At 70.5% G+C, this 23,733-nt stretch carries 21 protein-coding genes and 1 pseudogene; 9 read left to right on the forward strand and 13 right to left on the reverse strand.

Annotation, left to right across the window (positions count from 1 at the left end; translation table 11 throughout):
* Position 1: 1 nt before the first annotated feature.
* Complete coding sequence (locus ACWD3I_RS10405; protein WP_365393721.1) at positions 2 to 799, reverse strand: NAD(P)-dependent oxidoreductase; 798 nt, start codon at positions 797 to 799, stop codon at positions 2 to 4.
* Between the two features lie 49 nt (positions 800 to 848).
* Here ACWD3I_RS10405 and ACWD3I_RS10410 point away from each other — a divergent pair, with 49 nt between their 5' ends.
* The 3 genes from ACWD3I_RS10410 to ACWD3I_RS10420 all read left to right on the forward strand — a co-directional run bounded on the left by ACWD3I_RS10410 (position 849) and on the right by ACWD3I_RS10420 (position 3,435).
* A complete protein-coding gene (locus ACWD3I_RS10410; protein WP_451084064.1) occupies positions 849 to 1,781 on the forward strand; it encodes a LysR family transcriptional regulator in 933 nt (310 codons plus the stop codon).
* A gap of 49 nt (positions 1,782 to 1,830) precedes the next feature.
* On the forward strand, positions 1,831 to 2,097 hold the full coding sequence (locus ACWD3I_RS10415) for a hypothetical protein (protein ID WP_365393723.1): 267 nt from the start codon (positions 1,831 to 1,833) through the stop codon (positions 2,095 to 2,097).
* A gap of 99 nt (positions 2,098 to 2,196) precedes the next feature.
* The gene (locus ACWD3I_RS10420) at positions 2,197 to 3,435 is read left to right on the forward strand and encodes a pyroglutamyl-peptidase I family protein (protein WP_365393724.1); all 1,239 of its coding nucleotides are present in this window, start codon (positions 2,197 to 2,199) and stop codon (positions 3,433 to 3,435) included.
* Here ACWD3I_RS10420 and ACWD3I_RS10425 read toward each other — a convergent pair.
* Together ACWD3I_RS10425 and ACWD3I_RS10430 are read right to left on the reverse strand one after the other, a co-directional pair.
* Positions 3,407 to 4,021, reverse strand: a complete 615-nt coding sequence (locus ACWD3I_RS10425) for a LysE family translocator (RefSeq protein WP_267016013.1) — start codon at positions 4,019 to 4,021, stop codon at positions 3,407 to 3,409. The two genes, ACWD3I_RS10420 and ACWD3I_RS10425, sit on opposite strands and share 29 nt — an antisense overlap.
* Positions 4,018 to 4,815 carry an EI24 domain-containing protein gene (locus ACWD3I_RS10430; RefSeq protein WP_365393725.1) on the reverse strand — a complete coding sequence of 266 codons (798 nt, stop codon included), beginning with the start codon at positions 4,813 to 4,815 and terminating at the stop codon, positions 4,018 to 4,020. The genes ACWD3I_RS10425 and ACWD3I_RS10430 overlap by 4 nt, the downstream gene beginning before the upstream one ends.
* A gap of 40 nt (positions 4,816 to 4,855) precedes the next feature.
* On the opposite strand from ACWD3I_RS10430, the gene ACWD3I_RS10435 reads away from it, so the two are divergent.
* A complete protein-coding gene (locus tag ACWD3I_RS10435; RefSeq protein WP_365393726.1) occupies positions 4,856 to 6,202 on the forward strand; it encodes a tetratricopeptide repeat protein in 1,347 nt (448 codons plus the stop codon).
* 30 nt (positions 6,203 to 6,232) lie between these two features.
* Here ACWD3I_RS10435 and ACWD3I_RS10440 read toward each other — a convergent pair whose 3' ends face one another.
* A complete protein-coding gene (locus tag ACWD3I_RS10440) occupies positions 6,233 to 7,096 on the reverse strand; it encodes a hypothetical protein (protein WP_365393727.1) in 864 nt (287 codons plus the stop codon).
* Positions 7,097 to 7,298: 202 nt separating this feature from the next.
* Here ACWD3I_RS10440 and ACWD3I_RS10445 point away from each other — a divergent pair, with 202 nt between their 5' ends.
* Both ACWD3I_RS10445 and ACWD3I_RS10450 read left to right on the forward strand, forming a co-directional pair.
* Positions 7,299 to 9,842, forward strand: a complete 2,544-nt coding sequence (locus ACWD3I_RS10445; protein ID WP_365393728.1) for a M14 family zinc carboxypeptidase — start codon at positions 7,299 to 7,301, stop codon at positions 9,840 to 9,842.
* Positions 9,843 to 9,868: 26 nt separating this feature from the next.
* Positions 9,869 to 11,020, forward strand: a complete 1,152-nt coding sequence (locus tag ACWD3I_RS10450; protein ID WP_365393729.1) for a serine hydrolase domain-containing protein — start codon at positions 9,869 to 9,871, stop codon at positions 11,018 to 11,020.
* Positions 11,021 to 11,088: 68 nt separating this feature from the next.
* Here the strand turns inward: ACWD3I_RS10450 and ACWD3I_RS10455 are convergent, their stop codons facing one another.
* Both ACWD3I_RS10455 and ACWD3I_RS10460 read right to left on the reverse strand, forming a co-directional pair.
* Positions 11,089 to 11,508, reverse strand: coding sequence for an organic hydroperoxide resistance protein (locus ACWD3I_RS10455; protein WP_365393730.1), 420 nt, complete (start codon positions 11,506 to 11,508; stop codon positions 11,089 to 11,091).
* A gap of 95 nt (positions 11,509 to 11,603) precedes the next feature.
* Positions 11,604 to 12,602: an NADP-dependent oxidoreductase gene (locus ACWD3I_RS10460; RefSeq protein WP_365393731.1), complete on the reverse strand. Its 999-nt coding sequence runs from the start codon at positions 12,600 to 12,602 to the stop codon at positions 11,604 to 11,606.
* A gap of 89 nt (positions 12,603 to 12,691) precedes the next feature.
* Between ACWD3I_RS10460 and ACWD3I_RS10465 the strand changes: the two genes are divergently transcribed.
* Entirely contained in the window at positions 12,692 to 13,129 is a 438-nt protein-coding gene (locus ACWD3I_RS10465; RefSeq protein WP_365393732.1) for a MarR family winged helix-turn-helix transcriptional regulator, read from the forward strand.
* A 265-nt stretch (positions 13,130 to 13,394) separates the two neighbouring features.
* Here the strand turns inward: ACWD3I_RS10465 and ACWD3I_RS10470 are convergent, their stop codons facing one another.
* From ACWD3I_RS10470 to ACWD3I_RS10500, 7 genes and pseudogenes are all read right to left on the reverse strand, one after another.
* On the reverse strand, positions 13,395 to 13,766 hold the full coding sequence (locus ACWD3I_RS10470) for a hypothetical protein (protein ID WP_365393733.1): 372 nt from the start codon (positions 13,764 to 13,766) through the stop codon (positions 13,395 to 13,397).
* A gap of 258 nt (positions 13,767 to 14,024) precedes the next feature.
* A pseudogene (locus tag ACWD3I_RS10475) lies at positions 14,025 to 14,324 on the reverse strand (SCO2400 family protein); the annotation flags it as partial.
* 167 nt (positions 14,325 to 14,491) lie between these two features.
* The gene (gene yjfF, locus ACWD3I_RS10480; RefSeq protein WP_365393735.1) at positions 14,492 to 15,514 is read right to left on the reverse strand and encodes a galactofuranose ABC transporter, permease protein YjfF; all 1,023 of its coding nucleotides are present in this window, start codon (positions 15,512 to 15,514) and stop codon (positions 14,492 to 14,494) included.
* Positions 15,514 to 16,599 (reverse strand): ABC transporter permease, encoded by a 1,086-nt coding sequence (locus ACWD3I_RS10485; protein WP_365393736.1) that lies wholly within the window; start codon positions 16,597 to 16,599, stop codon positions 15,514 to 15,516. Before ACWD3I_RS10485 ends, yjfF begins: the two co-directional genes overlap by 1 nt.
* On the reverse strand, positions 16,596 to 18,134 hold the full coding sequence (locus ACWD3I_RS10490; protein ID WP_307031385.1) for a sugar ABC transporter ATP-binding protein: 1,539 nt from the start codon (positions 18,132 to 18,134) through the stop codon (positions 16,596 to 16,598). The genes ACWD3I_RS10485 and ACWD3I_RS10490 overlap by 4 nt, the downstream gene beginning before the upstream one ends.
* A gap of 847 nt (positions 18,135 to 18,981) precedes the next feature.
* A complete protein-coding gene (locus ACWD3I_RS10495; RefSeq protein ID WP_266892963.1) occupies positions 18,982 to 19,986 on the reverse strand; it encodes an ABC transporter substrate-binding protein in 1,005 nt (334 codons plus the stop codon).
* Positions 19,987 to 20,130: 144 nt separating this feature from the next.
* Complete coding sequence (locus tag ACWD3I_RS10500; protein ID WP_365393737.1) at positions 20,131 to 21,150, reverse strand: LacI family DNA-binding transcriptional regulator; 1,020 nt, start codon at positions 21,148 to 21,150, stop codon at positions 20,131 to 20,133.
* 340 nt (positions 21,151 to 21,490) lie between these two features.
* On the opposite strand from ACWD3I_RS10500, the gene ACWD3I_RS10505 reads away from it, so the two are divergent.
* Positions 21,491 to 22,651 carry a mandelate racemase/muconate lactonizing enzyme family protein gene (locus ACWD3I_RS10505; RefSeq protein ID WP_365393738.1) on the forward strand — a complete coding sequence of 387 codons (1,161 nt, stop codon included), beginning with the start codon at positions 21,491 to 21,493 and terminating at the stop codon, positions 22,649 to 22,651.
* A complete protein-coding gene (locus ACWD3I_RS10510) occupies positions 22,648 to 23,652 on the forward strand; it encodes a zinc-dependent alcohol dehydrogenase (protein WP_365393739.1) in 1,005 nt (334 codons plus the stop codon). Before ACWD3I_RS10505 ends, ACWD3I_RS10510 begins: the two co-directional genes overlap by 4 nt.
* Positions 23,653 to 23,733 lie beyond the last annotated feature (81 nt).

Consider the following 23,733-nt stretch of genomic DNA (forward strand, 5'->3'; position numbering starts at 1 on the left):
TTCAGGCGGTGCGGATGCGGGCCGCGGCCCGGGAGATGTCCTCGCCGGGTTCGGCGACACGGCGGTAGTGCTCCGACGCGGCCTCGATGACGGGCAGTCGTGCCGTCTTCGTGGCCAGGTCGAGGTCCTTCACCGCGAGCGTGGCGTCGAAGTGCACGCCCTCGGCGTGGGCGCGGGCGACGACTCCGGCGAGGGGGCCGTTCGCGAGGGCGGTGCGGGCCGTGGCTCCGTCCAGGCCGAGGGCGTCGGCGAGCCGCAGGGCTTCGGCGACCACCGCGATCCCGCTGATGACGGCCGAGTTGAGGACGAGCTTGAGGGCGGCGCCGGAGCCGAGGGGCCCGGTGCGGGTGACGTTGCCGAGGCGGGCGAGGAGGTGCTCGACGCCGGTCGTGTCACCGCCGGCGAGGATGCCGAGGGCACCCGAGGCCGCCTTGTCGGTGCTGCCCATGACGGGGGCGTCGACGAGGGTGACGCCTTCGGGCAGTCGGGCCGCGAGTCGGTGTACGGCATCCGGGCCGACGGTCGACATCTCGATCCAGTGGACGCCGGGCCGCAGGGCTTCCGCGGCGGCCCCTGCCACCGTCTCCAGCGCGTCGGGGCCGGCGAGCATGGTGATGACGACGTCGGCGTCCCGGACGGCGTCGGCCGGGGAGGCGGCGAGCCCGGCGCCCGCGGCTACGAGCGGTCCGGCCTTCTCGGCGGTGCGGTTCCAGACGGTCAACGGGTGTCCTGCGACGAGGAGTCGGCGGGCCATGGGGGCGCCCATGTGCCCCAGGCCGAGGAATGCGATGTGCTCCATGGCACCGACGCTATGTTCACCCCTGCGATGCGACAAGCGAATGTCTAGCATGGGTCCCATGCCGCCTCCGCATGAGTCTCTCGATCTCTCCACCGTCTGGCTGCGCGCCTTCCTGGAAGTCGCCCGCCAGGGTTCCTTCACGGTCGCCGCGCGGACCCTCGGCTGGACCCAGTCCGCGGTGTCCCGGCAGATCTCCTCGCTGGAGTCGGCGCTGGGCGGGGCCCCGCTCTTCGACCGACTGCCGCGGGGCGTACGGCTCACCGAGGCGGGCCGGGTGCTCATGCCGCACGCGGAGGCCGTCGTCGAGGCACTGCACGGGGCCGGGCGCGAGCTGGCGGCGTTGCGCGAAGTGGCGGGCGGACGGCTGAGGTTCGGGGCGTTCGCCACGGCCGACGCGGCGCTGGTGCCGCGTGCGCTCGGTGCCTTCCGCGACCGCCATCCGCGTGTGCGGGTCTCCCGCGAGGAGGGGTTCACCCCCGGCCTCCTGGACCGGCTCGCCGCCGGGCATCTGGACCTGGCGGTGGTGTCCACGACGGGCGGCGCTCCGCTGGAGCCGTACGTCCTCCACCACCTCCTCGACGAGTCCCTGTACGTCGCCGTCCCGGCCGCGCATCCGCTGGCGGACGGCGGTCCGGTCCGCCTCGGCCGACTCGCCGACGCCGACTGGATCTCCGGCAGCGCCCGCCCGGAGGGCACGCTGCTGGACGCGGCCCTGCGCCAGGGCTTCCGGCCGCGCGTCGCACATGTCGTCGCCGAGTGGACCGCCAAGCAGGGCTACGTCGCCGCGGGCCTCGGCGTGACGCTGGTCCCGGCGCTGGCGGCGGAGTCGGTACGGCCGGACGTCGCCCTGCTGCCGGTACTGGACGAGGGGGCGCCGGCGCGGGCGGTGTACGCGGCGACGGCACGGGGACGGGCGCCGGCGCCCGCGGTGGAGGCGTTCGTGGGGGCGCTGCGGGAGGCCGCCGGGCGTATCCCGGGTTAGGTACGGATACTCAGGCGGTCGCCCTCCTGTTTCTACCAGGATGATCGACATGAAGGCGAAGAACACCGTCACGGTACTGGCGCTTCTTCCGGTCGACTTCCTTGTCGTGGCCTACGGATGGTGGGCCGCCGGCTGGGCCGGATGGGCGGCGAACTGGAACGAGGAGCCGTACGAGCCGCCGATGGCGGAACTGGGCACGGCGTGCGCGGTGGTGGCGGCCATCGGCGTCGCGCTGCTGCTCGCCCGGCTGTGGGGAGCGGCCGCCTTCCAGGTGATCCCGGTACTCGCGCTGATGGCGCTCATGAGCCCCTCCTGATCCACCGGGTCACACCCCATGGCGTAGACCACTTCCGTCACGCATACTGCCGCCGTCGGCACCACCACGCTCCCCACGGCGACGGAAGGCTGAACTCCCTTGAATTCCCTACGCGTTCGAGTCGGTGTGATCGGGTTCGCCCTGATGGCCGGGCTCGCGATACCCCAGGCCGCCGAGGCGGCTCCCACCGCCACCGTCGAGGAACTGCGGCTCGACAAGGCCGTGCCACAGGAGATACTGCGACGCTCCGGATTCGACTCCGTGGCACCGCAGTTCGCGCGGGAGCTCGGCTCGGCGCGCACCTATGCGCAGGCCCGCCGGATCGTCGTACGCGAAGGATCCGCGCTGTGGAAGCGGGCCGTCGACCGGGCGCAGGGGCGGGGACCGGCCGGGGGTGATCTGAGCCGGGACGACGACCGGCCGTTGTACTGGGCGCGGTTGGGGATGACGCGGCAGGTGCGGACCTGGGAGCCGGGGTTCGGGCTGGGTGACAGGCAACGGGCCGCGCTGCTCGGCGAGTTGGAGCGGACCTCGCGAGGGCAGACCGCCATCCGGTATCCGTCCGGGAAGGGGATCAAGCGGATCCTCGTCACCGGGTTCGATCCGTTCACGCTGGACCGGGACATCCGGATCTCCAATCCGTCCGGGGCGACCGCGCTCGCGCTCGACGGCACGGTGATCGAGACGGCACAGGGGCCGGCGCGGGTGGAGACGGCCGTGTTCCCCGTGCGCTGGCAGGACTTCGCGCAGGGGACGGTGGAGCGGACGTTGCGGCCGTATCTGAAGAAGGTCGACCTCTTCACCACGGTCAGCCAGGGGCGGGTCGGACGGTTCGACATCGAGCGCACCAACGGGGCCTGGCGGGGCGGATTCCCGGACAACGAGAACATCTCCCGGAAGGAGACCGTCCCCGTCACCGATCCGGGCTCGCAGCCGCAGTGGACGACGACGACGTTGCCGTACAAGGCGATCGTGGCGGCGAGCACCGGGCGCTTCCCCGTGTACGACAACACGAGCGTGACCGAGATCCCGGCGGGCGGGACGGAACCCGTCGTACGGGCCGATGGGCCGACGGAGGGGTCGACGGCCCGGGCCGGGGGCGGTGGGGACTACCTGTCGAACGAGATCGCCTACCGGGCGACGCTGTTGCGCGACCGGTCGGGGCTGCACGACGAACTGCCCGGCGGCCATGTGCACACGCCGGTGCTGCAGTTCGCCACCGGCAACACCACCGAGGTCACCGACCCCGACTTCGTGCGGAACCGGCTGGACATCATCGCCCAGGTGCGGTCGATCGTGACCGTGGCGGTCAGTGAGACGGGGCGAACGCGAGGCTGACGCCGAGGCCGGCGAGGACCGAGCCGATCACCTTGTTGAGGATCTTCTGCCCGCGGAGCATCAGGGTGCGCATGCGGTCGTGCGAGAAGAAGACCGCGACGACGCCGAACCACAGCAGGTGGGCCAGCGACATGAACAGGCCGTAGCCCACCTGCTGGTGGACCGGGGTGCCGGGGCTGACGACCTGGGCGAAGGTCGAGACGACGAAGAGGGTCGTCTTCGGGTTGAGGACGTTGGTGAGGAAGCCGGCGCGCAGGGCCTTGAGCGGGGTCAGGTCCGACGTGGTCTCCAGGTCGACCTGGACCTCGCCGCGGGTGCGGAAGGTGCGGACGCCGATGTAGACGAGGTAGGCCGCGCCGACCAGCTTGATCACCGTGAACAGGAAGGTGGAGGAGGCGATCAGCAGGCCCACGCCGAGCATCGTGTAGGTGACGTGCACGAGGACTCCGGCGGCGACGCCGATCGCGGCGAGCAGGCCGGTGCGGCGGCCGTGGAGGTAGCTGTTGCGGACAACCATGGCGAAGTCGGCGCCGGGGGCGATGACGGCCAGGACGGTGATGACGGCGACGGCGAGTATCTCGGTCAAGAGGTGATCCCCGCCACGTCGTTGTCGTTGTCGTCCGAGTCCTCGCGGGTCTCTTCCCCGAGCAGTTCGCGGGCCAGCAGAGTGGCGCCCGCGACCGCGCCCGGCATCAGGAACACCGCGACGAACGGAACCAGGAAGGCCACGGCGAGGGGGGTGCCGAAGCCCCAGATCAGGGTCTTGCGGGAGCGGAACAGGGCGAGCCGGTCGCGGAGTTCGACGCCGCGGCGCTGGAGGGCCACGGCGGCGAGTTCCTCGGTGAGGAAGAAGCCGGTGACGAAGAACCCGATCACCGGGACGACGGTCTGGCCGGCGAACGGGATGAAGCCGAGGGCGAAGAGCAGGACCGCCCAGAGCAGGGCACGGACCACGATCCGCAGGCTGTCACGGCCCGAGATCCACAGCTCGCGCCAGAGGGGGAGGCCGGACTCGGGGGCGGTGCCGTCCGGCGACACATCGCGGTCGACCGTCTCCGAGAGGCTCTCGTAGAAGGGCTGGCCGATCAGGAGCGTGACCGCGGTGAAGGTCAGGACCGCGAGGAGGAGGGCGAGGGCCCACAGCACGACGGTGAGGAAACCGCGGAAGAGACCGAGCCAGGGGCTGGACCAGTCGTCGGCGAAGGGGGTGGCCCAGCCGACGAAGTCCTCGCCCCATACCGCGAGCGAGACGAGCGCCGCCGCGTAGAGGACGAGGGTGATCAGACCCGGGATCAGCCCGAAGCCGTACTGCTTGCCGTGCCGGGCCACCCACCGCTGGCCCTTCAGCAGATATGTGAAGCCCACCCCAAGATCGCGCATGGGGGAACTCTATCGGGCGCCGGGGATAGGGTTGCCGGTCGTGGACGCCGCTGAACTCGACCGACGCGCCCGGACCTCCGACGGGTGGATACCGACCTGGATCGTCTCGCTGCTCGTGGAGCACGGGCATGTGGACGAGGTGCGGCGACAGGCCGAGGACGGGGACTGGTTCTGCGCGCGGAAGGTGGCGGAGCTGCTCGACGAGGACGAGGCGCTCGGGGTGCTGCGGCCGTTCGTCGACAGCGGGTGGTGGGACGCGGCGCGAACCGTGGCCCTGCTGCTGGAGGAACGGGGGCGCCCGGAGGAGGCACTCGCACTCGTCCGTACGCGCATGGACGGCAGGGAGTGGCGGGCGGTGCCGCTGCTCGCGGAGCTACTCGCCCGGCAGGGGCGGATCGACGAGGTGATCGCGCTGCTCGGCCCGCGCACCGCCAACCAGTCCTACGCCCAGGCCCTGGTCGAGCTGACCGAAGGCCACCGGCGCGACGACGAGGTGGCCGGGCTGCTGCCCCCTGTCGAGGCCGGCTGCCAGTGCCCCGCCTTCTGGGGCGACGCCTGGAACGCGACGGAACTGACGGCCAGAGTGCTGGAGCGGCAGGGACGGGTGGATGAGGCTGTGGCCCTGCTGCGCCCTGCTGTGACGTGCTGCGGCGGCAAGTACGTCAACGTCGTCGAGCAGCTCGCCGACGTGCTGGCGCGGCACGGGCGGGAGACTGAGCTGCGGGAGTTCATCGCCGGGGACGGGGGCGATGACGCCGCCCATCGCCTGGCCAAGTGGCTGGCAGAGCAGGGGCGCGTGGACGAAGCCGTCGGCGTGCTCCGGCCGTTCGTCGACGAGGGCTCGCCCAACGCCGCGTGGGAGACGGCCGAGCTGCTGCGGCGGAACGGCCGGATCGACGAGGCGATCGAGGTGCTGCGGCCGGAGCCGGGGTGCGGCGACGACTGGATCGTCCACGGTCTGGGAAACCTGCTGGCCGGCCAAGGGCGGGCCGACGAGGCGCTCGCGGTCATCGACGCCATCGCTGAGGCGAACGGCGGCATGCCGGCCGAGTTCTTCCCGCAACGTGTGGGACTGCTGGTCCGATCCGGCCGACAGGAACAGGCGCTCGCCGAACTGCGTGCCCATCCGGACGCCGACAACTCGTACGTGGCCGGGGAGCTCACGAAGATCCTCATCGGCCTCGGGCGGCTCGACGAAGCAGCCGAGTTCCTGGAATCCGGGCCCCTCACCGGCGGACACGTGACCGACCTGGCGCACGTGAGGATCCTGCAAGGGTGCGTCGAGGAAGCCGTCACGCTCCTGACCGGGAGGGCCACCGTGCCCGTCGTGCGGGGGCACACACCGACGGACCCCGACGACCCGTGGTCCGCCGGCCCCCCGTTCTGATCGCTCCCCCTCAGCGAGGCCCTCTTCCGGTCACCCCGGCACCACCGCCACCACGACCCCCCGCTCGTCCGCCGGACTCACCGCCGCCTGTATCCGTACCGCCGCCGCCCGGGCCACCCGGCCCGCACGCGACGCCCCGGCCAGCAGCACCGGCTGGAGCTGTTCAAGGCCCGTCACCAGCAGCTCTTCCCCGGCGATCAGCACGGGACGGGCCGCCTTGGTGGTCGCCGCCGCCGCTTCGGTGAGGTCGGCGAGGGGCTGGAGGGAAGCGCGGACCACGCCCGCGCCCGCGGCGGCCGCGCGTTCCGCCAGGGCGAGCTGGAGCGGCATCAGCGGGGCCAGCGCCGCGGTCAACGCGTCGGCGATGCGCCGGAGTTCGGGGGAGGAATCGCGGAGGATCTCCGCCGCCGTACGGATCACCGGGGTCAACGCGAGGAGGGTGCCCGCCGCCAGCCCGGCCGCCGCGGGCAGCAGCGGGGACATCGCCTCCACCAGGTCGCCCAGCGCGGTCGCGAACTCCTCCACCGCCGGCTCCACCGCGTCCAGCACCGGCAGCAGGCTGTCGCCCAGTGCCGTCAGCAGGGCCTGGGCCGGTTCGCTGACCGGGTGGACGGCCAGTGGAGCGCCGCTCGTGCCGAGCCGGGTCAGGGTGTCCACGATCCGGTAGAACGCCTCCTGCGCCTGCGGCGACGCGCTCGCCTCCGCCAGCTCCGCCGTCGTCTCGCGCAGGACCCGCAGCACCTCCTGACCCGAACCGTCCCTGGGGTCGAAGGTGTTGATCGCGATCTTGGTGATGTTCCCGGCCGTGTCCAGGAGTTGGCCGGTGATGTCGCCGGTGCTGCGCGCCATGCGCAGTACGTCTTCCCTGCTGGGGAGAGGGGGGATCGGTGCCATGAGGAGCTCTCCTCGCGTCGCCTGACAAGCCGCCGTCGCCGGGTCCGTCGCCGGGTGTCCCGAGCTCAGCATGCCCCGTCCGGACCCCTCGGGATGCGCCATCCGGGGCATCCGTGACACGAACTCCCTCTTGTTCCGGTTGAGTCGAACAGGTACATGTCGCCGTACCGATCTCAGGAAGCTCCCGGAGGAGGTACGACGCGTGCGCACCACGAGAACCGCACCCGCGAGACCCGTACTGATCGCCACCCTCGCCCTCACCGCGGCAGGCTCACTGCTGCTCACCCCGCATACGGCCGGCGCGGAACCCGCACCGCCCGTCACCCGGGACGAGGCCCCACTCGACCAGCGGGCCGCACAGGCCCCCGCGAGCGCCGCCAAGAGGGCCCTCGCCGACGAACAGGTGACCGGTGGCGCGATCCGCGGCTACCCCCGCGAGCAGGTCCTCTCCCTCGACCCCGAGAACCCCGCCGACAAGTCCATCAAGCTCGGCCTCACTCCGTACCACGCGATCGCCCCGAAGCTGAACGCCGTACAGGCCCTCGGCGACCGCGTCAGCGTCGAGGTCGCCGGACGGTCGGCCGGCGGACACCGGCTCTACCTCGTGACCGTCACCGCGCCCGAGACGGTCCGCCAGGCCCGCGCCCAGGAGCGGATGCGCGACCTGATCGAGAACTCCCCCGCGCAGGCCGCCGAGTCGCCCGAGATCAAGGCCGGTTACAAGGCGCCCGTCTTCTTCAACAACAACATCCACGGCAACGAGTGGGAGGGCACCGACGCCTCCCTGAAGCTCATCGAGCAGCTCGCCACCGCCACGGACGCCAGGACCCGGGACCTGCTCGCCCACTCCCGGCTCTACTTCAACATCACCGCCAACCCGGACGGCCGTATCGCCGGCACCCGTGCCAACGCCAACGGTTTCGACATGAACCGGGACTTCGTCACCGCCTCGCAGCCCGAGGTTCGGGCGATGCGGCGGATCGAGATCGACAAGCAGCCCGCCGTCATGCTCGACCTGCACGGCTACGTCAACGGCACCCTCATCGAGCCCACCACTCCCCCGCACGGCGAGAACTACGAGTACGACCTCTTCCTGAAGAACACCTACGCCAACGCCCTCGGTATGGAGGCCGCCGTCAACGGCCTCGGCTACACGCCCGCGAAGGACGGGGTGCAGCCCGCGCAGATCCCCTTCCGGGACCAGGAGGAGGGCTGGGACGACTGGCCCCCGATCTTCACCCCGCAGTACGCGGCCTTCCACGGCACGGTCGCCGCGCACACGGTCGAGATCCCGTTGCAGGTGAACAACGCGGCCTACAACAGCCTGCCGGTGGAGGAGCTGCGACGCCGCTCGGCCGTCAACGTGGACGTCGCCGGTGCGGCCGTCCGCGCCACACTCGACTTCGTCCGGGCCAACCGCACCGCGCTGGTGAACGACCAGATCGAGGTCTTCCGCCGTGGGGCCACGGGCGCCGCGCAGGTCCCCGTCTCCTCCGAGACGGTTCCCGGAGTCCCCGGCATCGGCCCCGAGGACGTCTACACGACCACCTTCCCGCGCGCCTACGTCCTGCCCGGCACCACGAAGGCCACCGCCACCGCCCGGCTGGTCGACCACCTCCTCGCCAACGACGTCCGCGTCACCCGCGCGAGCCACGCCTTCCGGCTCGGCGCAAAGACGTACGCGAAGGGCTCGTACGTCGTCGACATGCACCAGCCCAAGCGGGGCCTGGCCAATGTGCTGCTCGCCGACGGACGGGACATCAGCGACAAGGTCTCGGTGATGTACGACATCTCGGGCTGGAGCCTGGGCCGGCTGTGGGGCGCCACGGTGGAGCCGGTGACGACCGGGACCCTCAAGGGCCTGCCGCTGCGGTCGATCGGCGAGGCCACGGCCGTCGGTCACGTCGCCCCGCGCGGCGCCCTGCGGCTGCGCCTGGACGACCCGCAGGCGATCTCCGCCGTCAACTCCCTTCTCCAGCAAGGTGTTCCGGTACGGCGGACGGCCGACGGCGGCAGCGCGATCGTCCCGGCGTCGGCGCGGAAGAAGGCGGCCGAACTGGCCCGGACGTACGACGTGACCTTCGACGCGACGACCCTCACCGGCGCCCAGGAACTGCACCGCACCCGGGTCGCCGCCGCCGTGACCCCCGGCGAGCTCTTCGCGCTGCGCGAGATGAACTTCGAGGTCACCCCGGTCTCGACGGCCGTCGCCAACGCGGGCTTCGACTGGTCGTCGGCGGACGTCCTGTTCGTGTCCACCGGGCTGGAGTACGGCGATCTCACCACGTCCGCCCGCACGGCCCTGGACGCCTTCCTCGACGCCGGTCACGGTCTCGTCGGGCGCGGCGTCACCGGAGCCGAACTCGCCACCGCCACCGGCCTGCTGGCCGCGAAGCCGGTCGAGGGCAACGGGGACGCCAACGGTGTGGTGCGGGTGGTGAACTCGGGACCGGTGACGGCCGGCGCTCCCGGGCACGGTTTCGTGTACGCGCCCGTCTGGTTCACGGACCTCGGCCCGCAGGTCCGCGTGGAGCAGTCGTACGCGACCGGGAACCCTCTCGTCTCCGGGCACTGGCGCCCGTCGGCGGACGGCAGCGGCGGACCTTCGGCCGCAGCCGGACAGCCCTCGGTCGTCAGCGGTCCGCAGTCGGTCCTCTTCGGCACCGAACCCCTCTTCCGGGATCATCCGAAGGGGGAATTCCCGCAGGTCGCAGGGGCGCTGTTCAGTATGGCCAGCGCCGGCTAGCGGTGTAGATCAGTCAAGGAGAGCGGATGACACAGGAGATACACGGCACCGTCGCCGATGGCTTCGAGGCGGTGCGCGAGGAGTTCGCCGCGTTCGTGGCCGGTGAACGCCCCGACTACGAGGGCCAGTTGTGCGCGTACGTCCACGGCCGCAGGGTCGTGGACCTGTGGACGGGCGACGGCAACGACGCCGACTCCCTCCACGCCGTGTTCTCGTCGACGAAGGGTGCCGCGCATCTCGTGGCCGCTCTCCTCGTCCAGGACGGCACGCTCGAACTGGACCGCAAGGTGACGTACTACTGGCCGGAGTTCGCGGCCGAGGGCAAGGGTGCGCTGACCCTGCGCGAGCTGATCACGCACCGGGCCGGGCTGGTCGGTCTCGACGCCGGGTTCACCCGGGACGAGCTGGCCGACGACCGGGCGATCGCCGAACGCCTCGCCGACCAGCGGCCGTTCTGGCGCCCGGGCACGGCCTTCGGCTACCACGCCCTGGTGATCGGCGCGCTCACCGGCGAGGTCGTACGCCGGGCGACGGGCCGCTCGATCCAGGAGCTGTGGGAGGAGCGGATCCGGGCTCCGTACGGGCTGGACTTCCATCTGGGTCTGCCCGCGGCCCTGGAACCGCGGTACCGCTCCGCGCAGCCGATGATCCCCACCCCCGTCCAGCAGGCCGAGATCGATGCCACCGCCACCGGCCCGCACACCCTGGCGTCGATCGCGTTCAACGCACACGTGCCGGACCCGGGTGACCTGCTGGAGTACATCAACTCCCGTACCGTGCGCGCCAAGGGCCCGGCGTCGGCGGGCGGGGTGGCGGCCGCGCGCGGGCTCGCCGGAATGTACGCGGCGGCGATCAGCGAGATGGCCGACCGGCCACCGCTCCTGAAGCCGGACACGATCGCCGAGGTCGGCCAGATCCACTCCACCGGCTACGACCTGGTGGCCCGCCAGCACCGCTCCTTCGGCCTGGGCTTCCAGGCGATCGCCGACAGCCGTCACCCGTTCCTGGGCGCCGGCACCTTCGGGCACAGCGGCGCGGGCGGCTCCCAGGCCTTCGCCGACCCGTGGAGCGGCCTCGCCTACGGTTACACCCGGCGCCGGCTCGCCTTCCCGGGCGGGGCGGCACCGGAGAACGACCGGCTGGTGAAGGCGGTGCACGCCGCGGCGCTGGCGAGCTGATCGACGGCAACCGAGAAGGCCGCACCCCACGTCCAGGGGTGCGGCCTCCGTCGTACGCAACGAACGGGTCAGACCAGCGTCACGCTGATGTTGCCGCGGGTCGCCTTCGAGTACGGGCAGACCTGGTGGGCCTTCTCGAGGAGGTCCTTGGCGGTCTCGGCGTCGACGTTCGGGATCCGGGCCGAGATCTCGACGATGATCCCGAAGCCGTCGTCGTTCTTGCCGATGCCGACCTTCGCGGTGACCGTCGAGCCGGAGATGTCGGCCTTCTCCAGGCGGGCGACGACGCCGAGGGCGCCCTGGAAGCAGGCGCTGTAGCCAGCGGCGAACAGCTGCTCCGGGTTGGTGCCCTCGCCGCTGCCGCCCATCTCCTTGGGCGGGTTCACGACGACGTCGAGCCTGCCGTCCTCGGTGGCCACCCGGCCGTCGCGACCGTTCTCGGCGGTGGCGACGGCGGTGTAGAGGACGTCGGTCTGCTGGATGGTCATGCGGTGTCTTCCTCCTAGGTCCGCCGCGCTCGCGCCCACGATCGACGACGGGTTTCGGAAAGAAGTTACCGCATGCCGGAAACCGACAGAAGATGTCAGACCTTGACGATCATCTTCCCGGTGTTGTCGCCGCGCAGGACGCCGAGGAAGGCTTCCAGGTTGTTCTCGATGCCCTCGACGACGGTCTCGCGGTACTTCAGCGCGCCCGAGGCGACCCACGGGCCGACCTCCTGGACGAACTGGGACTGGAGGTCGTAGTGGTCGCTGACCAGGAAGCCCTCGATGCGGCCGCGGGTCGCGATGAGGCGGGCGAGGTTCTTCGGGCCGGCGACGGGCTCGGTGCTGTTGTAGACGGAGATCATGCCGCAGACGGCGATGCGACCACCCTCGTTGAGGGAACCGATGGCGGCCTCCAGGTGGTCACCGCCGACGTTGTCGAAGTAGACGTCGACGCCGTCGGGGGCGGCGGCGCGCAGCTGCTCGCTGACCGAGCCGTTCTTGTAGTTGAAGGCGGCGTCGAAGCCGTACTCCTCGACGAGGAGCTTGACCTTGTCGTCGGAGCCGGCCGAGCCGATGACGCGCGAGGCGCCCTTGAGCTTGGCGATCTGACCGACCTGGCTGCCGACGGCACCGGCCGCGCCGGACACGAAGACGCTGTCGCCCTCCTTGAAGACGGCGGTGCGCAGGAGGCCGGCGTAGGCGGTGAGGCCGGTCATGCCGAGGACGCCGAGGTACGTCGACAGGGGCGCGGCCTCCGGGTCGACCTTCACGGCCTGCGCGGCGTCGAACGTGGCGTACTCGCGCCAGCCGCCGAAGTGCAGGACGTGGTCGCCGACGGCTATGCCCTCCGCCTCGGAGGCGACGACCTCGCCGACCGCGCCGCCCTGCATCACCTTGCCGAGCTCGAAGGGGGCGACGTAGGACTTCGCGGCGCTCATGCGGCCGCGCATGTACGGGTCGACGGACAGGTACTTGTTCCGTACGAGGACCTGTCCCTCGGCGGGCTGCCGGATCTCCGCCTCGACCAGGGCGAAGTCCTCGGGCTTGGGCCAGCCGACGGGGCGGGAGAGGAGGTGCCACTCGCGGTTGATCATGACGGAACCTTTCAGATTTACTTCAGTACCTGAAACAACCATGCTCCTGAATATTTCATGTTGTCAAGTAATGGGGGTACGCTGGGGCCATGGCCACACCACAGAAGACCGCTCGTCCCGATGCGCTGACCCTTGAGGTCGTCGAGCTGATCGGGGACGTCGTGGCCCGTTTCTACGCGGATTTCGAGGAGGCGGCGGCGGAGCACGCGCTGACCGGGGCGCAGGCTCGGCTGGTGAGTCTGCTGTCGCTGGAGCCGTTGCCGATGCGGAAGCTGGCGGACAAGCTGCGATGCGAGCCGTCCAATGTCACCGGGATCGTGGATCGGCTGGAGTCGCGGGGGCTGGTGGAGCGGCGGCCTGATCCTGCGGATCGTCGGGTCAAGCTGGCGGCGGTGACGGAGGAAGGGCGGGCGGTGGCCCGCAGCCTTCGGGAGTCGCTGCGGTTCGCCCGGGAGCCGTTGGCGGGGTTGTCCGATGCGGAGCGGACGGTTTTCCGGGATCTGCTGCGGCGGATGCTGGGGTCTTGAGACGAGGGGCACGCGCCGGGCTTTTCTCGCCCCCGCCGCCCCTACCCGTCCCATCCACCAGGGGCTGCCGCCCCTTCGACCCCGCTCCCAGGGGGCGGAGCCCCCTGGACCCCCATCGGCCCGAAGGGCCTCGTCCTCAAACGCCGGACGGGCTGAAAGACGCGGGCCGGCCGGCCCCTAGAGCCGTCTCCTGCGACCCCAGACGGGGCACCACCCACACTCGCGCAACGGCGAGCAGGGGACGTACCGGGGGGTATCCACCCGCCTAGGTGCACCACCACAGGAAGCGTTCGCACGTCTCGGTCGGGGACGGGGCCGCTGTCGGGTCCGATGTCGTCGGGTCCGACGTGGAGGGCGCAGAGGACACCGGGGTCGTTGCCGCCGGGGCGGATGTGGTGAGGTTCGGGGCGGAGGCCGCCGCGGACTGGGCGTCCTTGTCGGGGTCCTTGTCGTCCTCGGACTCCGACGCCGAGGCCGACGGGGACGTCGAGGCGTCCGGTGATTCGGAGACCGAAGGGACGGTTCCGTTCTCGTCGGTCAGCGGCTCGGCCGTCTGGCTCGCCTCCGCCTCGGCCGCACCCTCCGCCGATTCACCCCCCGCCGCGGCAGGCGTCGACGACGAGCCGGGAGCGTCCATGCCGAGCTCCGCCAGGCTCAGACCACCGGCGGCGAGTATGAAGCCCGCCGCGATCAGCAGGGTCCGGCGGCGCCGACGCCGATGCGCCGCCGCTTTGCGATCACGGCGACTCGTGCCACCGACGGCACCGTCCTCGTCGTCGTCCTCGAACTCGTCGGAGTCGTCGTAGCCCTCGGGCTCCTCATCGACTTCGGCAGCCCTGCCACCCCGGCCCCGCGCACGTCTTCGCGCCGCCCGACCACCACCCGCGGGCACACCCACGGGCTCGGCCTCTTCGACCCGCTCGTCAGCCTGTTCACCACTCTCCGCACCGCCGACCTGGGGCTCACCCGCGTGGCCGTCCCCGTACGGCACACCCGCATACCCGCCGTCATACGCCCCCGCACCCGCCTGCTGCTGCATATGCAGCTGCTGCGGCTGTTGCTGGGCGGCGGCATGCGGCTGGGCGGCGGCATGCGGCTGGGCCGCGTACGCGTGGAGTTGTTGAGCTGAGGTGCCGCAGCCCGGGCAGGCGAGGGCTCCGTTGAGGTGCCTTCGGCACGGGAGGCAGTAGTCCATGACGCGGGAAGATTAAGTTCCTGAGCGGCGGCGTTCCTAGAGGCAGCTGTGAAGGTTGTGTGGGGAACCGGCCGTTCCGGCGCGGCGAGTTGAGGATGTTCTGCCCTCAACCCACCTCATCGCATCGAAAGCGACATCGCGCCGCAGCGGACCGGCTCCCCCTCCGCTCACGTCTCCTTACGGGTCGTCATGACGCGCTGGATCAGGATGAACGCGCACAGCAGCACACCCGTGGCGATCTTCGTCCACCAGGAGCTGAGCGTGCCCTCGAACTGGATGATGCTCTTGATCAGACCCAGGACGAGAACGCCGAACAGCGTGCCCACGACATAACCCGAACCACCCGTCAGCAGCGTGCCGCCGATGACCACCGCGGCGATCGCGTCGAGCTCCATGCCCACGGCGTGCAGCGGGTCGCCGGACTGGATGTAGAGCATGAAGAGCAGGCCGGCGAGGGCCGAGCAGAAGCCGCTCATCGTGTAGACCGCGATCTTCGTGCCGCCCAGCGGCAGGCCCATCAGCAGGGCCGACTGCTCGTTGCCGCCGATGGCGTAGATCCGGCGTCCGAAGCGGGTGTAGTGGAGGAGGTAGAACGCCCCGGCGAGGACGAGCAGGGCCACGATGGCACCGATCGACAGGTCCCCCACGCCCAGCGGCACCCGCGTCTCGGCCAGACTGCTCACGGCCGAGTCGGTGATGGCGATCGACTCCTTGCTGATCACCAGGCACAGGCCCCGGAACAGGAAGAGGCCTGCCAGCGTCACGATGAACGGCTGGATCTCGAAGTTGTGGATCACATAGCCCATGAGGAAGCCGCCGAACGCTCCCACGCCCAGGGATATGGGGACGACGACGAGCAGCGGCAGCCCCACGTCCTGCACCAGCCACGCCGTGAGCATCGTCGTGAAGCCGATCACCGAGCCCACGGACAGGTCGATGCCGCCGGACATGATGACGAAGGTGGCTCCGACGGCGGCGACCAGCAGATAGCTGTTGTCGATGAACAGGTTGAGGAACACCTGCGAGTCACCGAAGCCGTAGTTCACATAGCGGCTCAGTCCGCCGATGTACATCGCGAGGAACAACGCCGCCGTGACCAGGACGGGCAGCCGCCGGTCACCGAGCAGGCGCGCGGCGTTGGACGGCGTACGGGTCTGCGGCGTCGTGGGGGTCTTGGTGGTCGTACTCATCACGACACCTCCATCTTGGGAGCGGAGTCGGCGGGCTCGGCGACCGCGGCGGGCGCCGCAGGGGCCGCGGCCTTCGCGCGGGCGCCGAAGACCTTGGCGCGGAACTTCGGGGACTGGAGGAGGCAGACGACGATGACGACGGCGGCCTTGAAGACCAGGTTGGTCTGGGTCGGGACGCCGATCGTGTAGATCGTGGTGGTCAGGGTCTGGATGACCAGGGCTCCGACCACCGTGCCGCCGATCGAGAACCGGCCGCCGAGCAGCGAGGTGCCGCCGATCACCACGGCGAGGATCGCGTCGAGTTCGATCCACAGGCCGGCGTTGTTGCCGTCCGCGGCCGAGGTGTTGGAGCTGATCATCAGGCCCGCGATGCCCGCGCACAGGGCGCAGAAGACGTACACCATGATCTTGATACGACGGGAGCGGATGCCGACCAGGCGGCTGGCCTCGGCGTTGCCGCCGACGGACTCGACCAGCAGGCCGAGGGCCGTGCGGCGGGTCAGCGCCACCGTGATGGCCACCACCGCGGCCACGACGAAGATGGAGAAGGGCAGGGTCAGCCAGTAGCCGCCGCCGATCAGCTTGTACGGCTCGCTGTTGATGGTGATGATCTGGCCGTCGGTGATCAGCTGGGCCACGCCTCGGCCGGCGACCATGATGATCAGCGTCGCGATGATCGGCTGGATGCCCATACGGGCGACCAGGAAGCCGTTCCAGAGGCCGCAGACGACCGCGGCTACCAGGCCCAGGCCCATCGCCAGCAGCACTCCGGCCAGGGCGTCCTGGTCGGATTGGTCGCTGATGTACGAGCACGTCAGCGCGCCCGTGATGGCGACGACCGCGCCGACCGAGAGGTCGATGCCGCCGGTCGCGATGACCAGGGTCATGCCGACCGCCACCAGGATGAGGGGCGAGCCGAACAGCACGATCGAGACGAGGCTGCCGTAGAGGTGGCCGTCCGTCATGCGGATGGCGAAGAAGTCGGGTGTGAAGGGGACGTTGACGAGCAGCAGGGCCACCAGGACCACGATCGGCCAGAAGAGGTTGTGGCGCGTCAGTGCTCGCCAGCGGGAGGTGGTGGTCACTGCTGTTCTCCGCTCGCGATGGTCTCGAGGATCTTGCTGGTGGTGATCTCGGGCCCGTTGGTGAGCTGCGCGACCAGCTTGCGGTCGCGCAGGACGCCGATGGTGTGGCTGAGGCGGAGGACCTCCTCCAGCTCGGCCGCGATGTAGAGCACGGACATGCCGTCCTCGGAGAGGGAGACCACCAGTTTCTGGATCTCCGTCTTGGCGCCGATGTCGATGCCGCGCGTCGGCTCGTCGAGGATCAGCAGCTTCGGCTGGGTGATCAACCAGCGGGCGAGGAGCACCTTCTGCTGGTTGCCGCCGCTCAACTGGCCCACCCGGGCCTCGGGGTTGGCAGGGCGGATGTCCAACGCCTTGATGTACTTGGCGACCAGTTCGTCGCGCTGGGCGGTGGGGATGGGGCGGGTCCAGCCGCGGGACGCCTGGAGGGCGAGGATGATGTTCTCGCGGACCGTCAGGTCGGGGACCAGGCCCTCGGCCTTGCGGTTCTCCGAGCAGAACGCGACCCCGGCGCCGATGGCGTCGTTCGGGGCGCTCATCGCCACCTGCTTGCCACCGATGGTGACCTTGCCGCTGTCGGGCTGGTCGGCGCCGAAGAGCAGCCGGGCCAGTTCGGTGCGGCCTGAGCCCAGCAGGCCCGCGAGGCCCACGACCTCGCCCTTCTTGATGTCCAGATCGAAGGGGGCGATACCGCCGCTCCTGCCGAGGCCCTCCGCCTTCAGCAGCGACTCACCGACGTCCGCGTGGAGTTGGTGGTCGTGGAGCTCCTCCAGCTGGTCCAGGGCCTTGCCGATCATCAGCTCGATCAGCCCGACCTGGTCGAGGTCGCGCACCAGGTGCTCGCCGACCAGAGTGCCGTTGCGCAGGACGGTCATGCGGTCGCAGATCTCGTAGATCTGGTCCAGGAAGTGCGAGACGAAGAGGATCGCGACGCCCTCGTCCCGCAACTGCCGCATCAGACGGAACAGTTCGAGGACCTCGTCGCGGTCGAGGCTGGAGGTCGGTTCGTCCAGGACCAGCACCTTGGTGCCGGACCCCGAGCCGTCGCTGTCGCCGGTGCCCACCGACCGTACGATCGCGACCAGTTGCTGCACCGCGAGGGGGTACGAGGACAGGGGCGCGGTGACGTCGATGTCGAGGCCGAGCCGGTCGACGAGCTCCGCGGCCTCCTTGCGCATGCGCTTCCACTGGATGCGGCCGGCGCGGGTGGGTTCACGGCCGATGAAGATGTTCTCCGCCACCGACAGGTTGGGGCAGAGGTTGACCTCCTGGTAGACGGTGCTGATCCCGGCGTGCTGCGCCTGCAGCGGGCTGCCGATCCGCACGGTCTTGCCGTCGAGGGTGATGGTGCCGCCGTCCAGGGAGTAGACCCCCGTCAGCACCTTGATCAGGGTGGACTTCCCGGCCCCGTTCTCGCCCATCAGGGCGTGGATCTCGCCGGGGAAGAGCCGGAAGTCGACGCCCGACAGAGCCCTTACCCCCGGAAACTCCTTGACTATGCCCGTCATCTCCAGGACGGGCTGCGGCTCTGCCATGGCAGCGCTCCTCTTGAACTCGTGCAATCGGTTCGGGCCCGCGGGGAGCCTCCGTGAGCCGAGACGTACTCGGCGGCGGGAGGCTCCCCGCCGGTGGTGCGGTCGGTCATCACCGCGGCCGGCCGATACGGCGATCGGTCGGCACCGCGGCCGCTGAGTACCGCCGGTCGGCAGGCACCCCCAGTCGGCAGGCACTGCCAGTCGGTCGGCGCCCCCGGTGGGTCAGTACCGCCGATCGGCAGGCACCGCCAGTCGGTCGGCGCCCCCATCGGTCGGCACCGCGGCCGGTCAGTACCGCCGGTCGGCAGGCACCCCCAGTCGGCAGGCACTGCCAGTCGGCAGGCACCCCCGGTCGGTCGGCACCCCCGGTCGGCAAGCACCGCCAGTCGGCAGGCGCCCCCAGTCGGCAGGCACTGCCAGTCGGTCGGCACCCCCGGTCGGTCAGTACCGCCGATCGGTTGGCACCGCCGGTCGGTCGGCACCGCCGGTCGGTCGGCACCGCCGATCAGTCGGCACCGCCGATCAGTCGGCACCGCCAGTCGGCAGGCACCCCCAATCGGCAGACACCGCCGATCAGTCGGCACCGCCAGTCGGCAGGCACCCCCGTCGGCAGGCACCCCCGGTCGGCAGGCACCCCCGGTCGGCAAGCACCGCCAGTCGGCAGGCGCCCCCCTCGGTCGGCACCCCCGGTGGGTCAGTACCGCCAGTCGGCAAGCACCGCCAGTCGGCAGGCGCCCCCAATCGGCAGACACCTCAAGCCGGTCAGCACCGCCAGTCGGCAGGCACCGCCAATCGGTCGGCGCCGCCAATCGGCAGACACCCCCGGGCGGTCGGTGCCGCCGGGCGGTCAGTACTTGCGGTCGGGGAGCGCGGCCTTGGCCTGGTCCTGCATGAAGTCGCTCTCCTTGGTCTTGATCCAGCGCTCGACCGAGCCGCCGTCGTGGACCGTCTTGACGACCTCCATCAGCTGGGGGCCGAGCAGCGGGTTGCACTCGACGATGGCGTTGATCTTGCCCTCGGACATCGCGACGAAGCCGTCCTTCACGCCGTCGACCGTGACGATGAGGATGTCCTTGCCGGGCTTCTTGCCGGCCGCCTCGATGGCCTGGATGGCGCCGATGCCCATGTCGTCGTTGTGGGCGTAGAGGACGTTGATGTCCGGGTTGGACTGCAGGAAGGCCGCCATGACCTGCTTGCCGCCGGCGCGGGTGAAGTCACCGGTCTGGCTGACGACGATCTTCCAGTCGTCGGCGTGGTCGGCGTCCATGACCTCCTTGAAGCCCTTGGCGCGCTCGATGGCGGGGGCGGCACCGGTGGTGCCCTCCAGCTGGGCGATCTTCACGTCGCCCTTGAGGCCGGCCTTCGCGATGACCTTCTCGAGGATCTTGGCGGCGCGGCGGCCCTCGTCGGTGAAGTCGGAGCCGACCAGGGTGACGTAGAGGGACTCGTCGGAGGTCTCGACCGAGCGGTCGGTGAGGACCACCGGGATCTTCGCGGCCTTGGCCTCCTTGAGCACCGCGTCCCAGCCGGTGACGACCACCGGGGAGAAGGCGATGACGTCGACCTTCTGCGAGATGTAGCTGCGGATGGCGGAGATCTGGTTCTCCTGCTTCTGCTGGGCGTCGGAGAACTGCAGCTTGTAGCCCGCCTCCTTGGCCGCGGACTTCACCGAGTCGCTGTTGGCCGTGCGCCAGCCGCTCTCGGAGCCGACCTGGGAGAAGCCGAGGGTGATCGTCTTGCTGCCGCCGCCGGCGGAGTCGCTGGGGCTGTCGTCCTCCTTGGCACAGGCGGCCAGGGTGCCTGCCGCCGCAACGCCGATCGCCGCGGTGAGGAAGTTCCTTCTGTTGAGCATGTTCTTCTCCTTTGAAGAGCCGGTCCGGGGAGGACCGCTGTTACTCGCGGGGACCGACTCACTGCGTCCAGCCTGTCGATCATTATTCGAAATATCGGTCACACTGGTGTACGAATTGCGACCGTTTGGTTCCGTGGTGCCGTGTCAGTCGGGAGCGGTGCTGGCCCGGACGACGAGATGGGGTTCGATGGCGACTCCGAGAGCCCCGGAGTCGGCCCGCCCCTCGATGAGGTCCAGCAGCAGGGCGATGCTGTGCTTGCCCACCGTCGCGAAATCCTGCCGGACGGTGGTGAGCGGTGGAGCGAAGAACTCCGATTCCGGGATGTCGTCGAAGCCGACCACCGCGACGTCCTGGGGAGTGCGCACGCCCGCCTCACGCAGCGCCCGCAACACCCCCAGTGCCATCTGGTCGTTGGCGACGAAGACGGCGGTGAGTCCACGGCCCACCCAGCCGGCCAGTTCCTGGCCCGCACGGTAGCCCGAAAGCGGACTCCAGTCCCCCCTCAGCGGCGTCGGCGGCTCGATGCCCGCCGCTTCGAGGGTCGCCCGCCAGCCGGTCTCCCGGTCGGCCGCCTCCTGCCAGTCCTCGGGCCCGGCGAGATGCCAGACCGTACGGTGGCCGGCGGCCAGCAGATGGCCGGTGGCCAGGCGTGCACCCAGTTGCTGGTCCACGTTGACGCTGGGGATCTCCGCGCCGGACCCGGTCCCCACGGCCACCACCGGGAAGGGATGGCGGAGTTCGGCGAGGGCCTCGACCGCGGAGCGCTGTGGAGCGAGGGCGATGACCCCCTCCACCCCGCCCTCGCTGAGATGGCCCAGGGCCTCGGAGAGCGTCTCCACCGCCAGCCTGCGCAGACTGACCGTCGAGACGGTGTACCCGGCGGCGCGTGCCGCGTCCTCCAGTGCGAACAGGGTGCTGGCCGGTCCGTAGAGCGTGGTGTTGGAGGCGACCACACCCAGGGTCCGGGTGCGCCGGGTGACCAGGGCCCGGGCGGAGGAGTTGCGGCGGTAGCCCATCTCCTCGATCGCACGCAGCACCTTGGCCCGTGTCTCGTCCCGGACGTTGGGGTGGTCCCCCAGCACCCGGGACACGGTCTGGTGGGACACGCCGGCGAGGCGTGCCACGTCGGCCATGGTGGGCGGCCGGAGCTGTAAGTGGTTCACGGTCACACCCCCCTGGCGATCACTGATGAAAGCACCACCGACACGATGCTCGTACCTCCTCGGATGCCGGCCGGCATCGATCGGTGAATGCGGAGGTCATTGTGAGCGCTAACAATTCATGGCGGTCAAGAGGGCTGCAGCAGTGAAGGTGTCACGGTTGAATAACGCGCCTGGCTGGGACAGTCGTGATGTCGGACGGTTGTGCGCGTCACCAAAACCGTTACGCCGTTCGACCACCCGACCCATTGACACCCCGACCGGGTCGTCCTTACGGTCGGGCCAGCATTTCGAACGTGAGCCGAAATTTCGAACAAGCTGGAAAGTCTAGGGAGAAGCTGACGTGCGCATCACGGGAATCAGCACGCACGTGGTCGGGACGCCATGGCGCAACCTGACCTACGTCCAGGTGCACACCGACGAGGGACTCACCGGAGTCGGCGAGACCCGCATGCTGGGCCACACCGACGCTCTGCTCGGCTATCTGCACGAGGCAGAGGCCAACCACATTCTCGGGTCGGACCCGTTCGCTGTCGAGGACCTCGTCAAGCGGATGAAGTACGGCGACTACGGGCGGGCCGGCGAGATCGTGATGTCCGGCATCGCCGTGATCGAGATGGCCTGCTGGGACATCAAGGGCAAGGCCCTGGGCGTCCCGGTCTGGCAGTTGCTCGGCGGCAAGGTCACCGACAAGGTCAAGGCGTACGCCAACGGCTGGTACACCACGGAGCGCACCCCGGAGGCCTACCACAAGGCCGCCCAGGGGGTCATGGAGCGCGGGTACAAGGCGCTCAAGATCGACCCCTTCGGCACCGGGCACTTCGAGCTCGACCACGAGCAGAGCATGTACGCCGTCTCCCTCATCGAGGCCGTCCGGGACGCCATCGGCCCCGAGGCCGAGCTGATGCTGGAGATGCACGGCCGGTTCTCCCCCGCCACCGCCGTGCGCCTGGCCCGGGACCTCGCCCCCTTCAAGCCCGCGTGGCTGGAGGAGCCGGTGCCGCCGGAGAACCTGAAGGCGCTGGAGAAGGTCGCCGCCAAGGTCGACATGCCGGTCGCCACCGGTGAGCGGATCCACGACCGCATCGAGTTCCGCGAGCTCTTCGAGAGCCAGGCCGTGGACATCATCCAGCCCGACGTCGGTCACATCGGCGGCATCTGGGAGACCCGGAAGCTGGCCGCGACCGCCGAGACCCACTACATGCTGGTCGCGCCCCACAACGTGGGCGGCCCGGTCCTGACCGCCGCCTCGCTCCAGGTCGGCTTCACCGCGCCGAACTTCAAGATCCTCGAGCACTTCAACGATTTCGCCGACGCGGACATCAAGAAGGTCGTCAAGGGCGCCCCGCAGGTCGTGGACGGCTACTTCCATCTCTCGGACGCCCCCGGTCTCGGCGTCGAGCTGGACGTCGACGCCGCCGCCGAGTTCCCGCAGCAGCAGGCCCGCTTCGACCTGTGGGCCGACGGCTGGGAGCAGCGCAAGCCGAAGGGCGCCGAGAAGTGAGCACGGCCGTCGTCATCGGGGCGCCCGGCGAGCACGAGCTCGTCGAGCACACCCCTCGCGAGCCCGCCGCCGGGGAGGCCCTGGTCCGCGTCCACGCGGTCGGCATCTGCGGCAGCGACCGCGAGGTGTACCAGGGCAACCGGCCCGAGGGGTACGTCCGTTACCCGCTCACCCCCGGCCACGAGTGGTCGGGCACGGTCGAGGCGGTGGGCTCCGGGGTTCCGGCCTCGCTGATCGGCCGCAAGGTGGTGGGCGAGGGCTTTCGCAACTGCCAGGTCTGCGACCGCTGTCACGAGGGCGAGACCACGCTGTGCACGGCCGGCTACGAGGAGACCGGGTTCACCCAGCCCGGTGCCATGGCCACCACGCTCACCCTGCCGGCCCGGCTGCTGCACGCCCTCCCGGACGACGCCGACCTGACGGCGGCGGCACTGTTGGAGCCCGCCGCGTGCATCGCGGCCGCCGCGCTCAAGGCGAACGCGCGACCCGGTGAGCGGGTCGCCGTGGTGGGCACGGGGACGCTCGGGATGTTCGCCGTGCAGTTCCTGAAGGCGGGCTCGCCTTCGGAGCTGCTGGTGGTCGGCACCCGCCCGGACCGTGCGGAGCTGTCGAAGAAGTTCGGCGCCTCCGACTTCCGCACCCGGGACCAGGAGCTGCCCGACGACTTCGACGTCGTCATCGAGACCGCCGGATCGGCGTCCGCCGCGAACACCGCGGCCGCGCTGCTCAGACGCGGTGGCCGGCTCGTCCTCACCGGCATCCCGGCGCCGGGTGCCGACGGCCTCGACCCCACCGACCTCGTCGTACGGCAGCTGGAGGTGCACACCGTTTTCGGGGCGCCGCCGGACGCCTGGGCGCACACCGTGCGGGTCTTCGGGGCCGGGCTGCTCGATCCGCTGCCGCTCGTCACGCACGAGCTGGCGCTGGATGAGTTTGCGCAGGCCATCGACTTGGTGGGGTCCGGCGACCCGAAGGTCGGAAAGGTCCTCCTCCGGCCATGACACACCGCTGAGCCGTACGCCGGTACGGGGTACCTGACGACTTCGTACCGGCGTACACCCAAGGCCTTCTTCATCCAGAGC

The organism is Streptomyces sp. NPDC002817 (genome assembly GCF_053592055.1).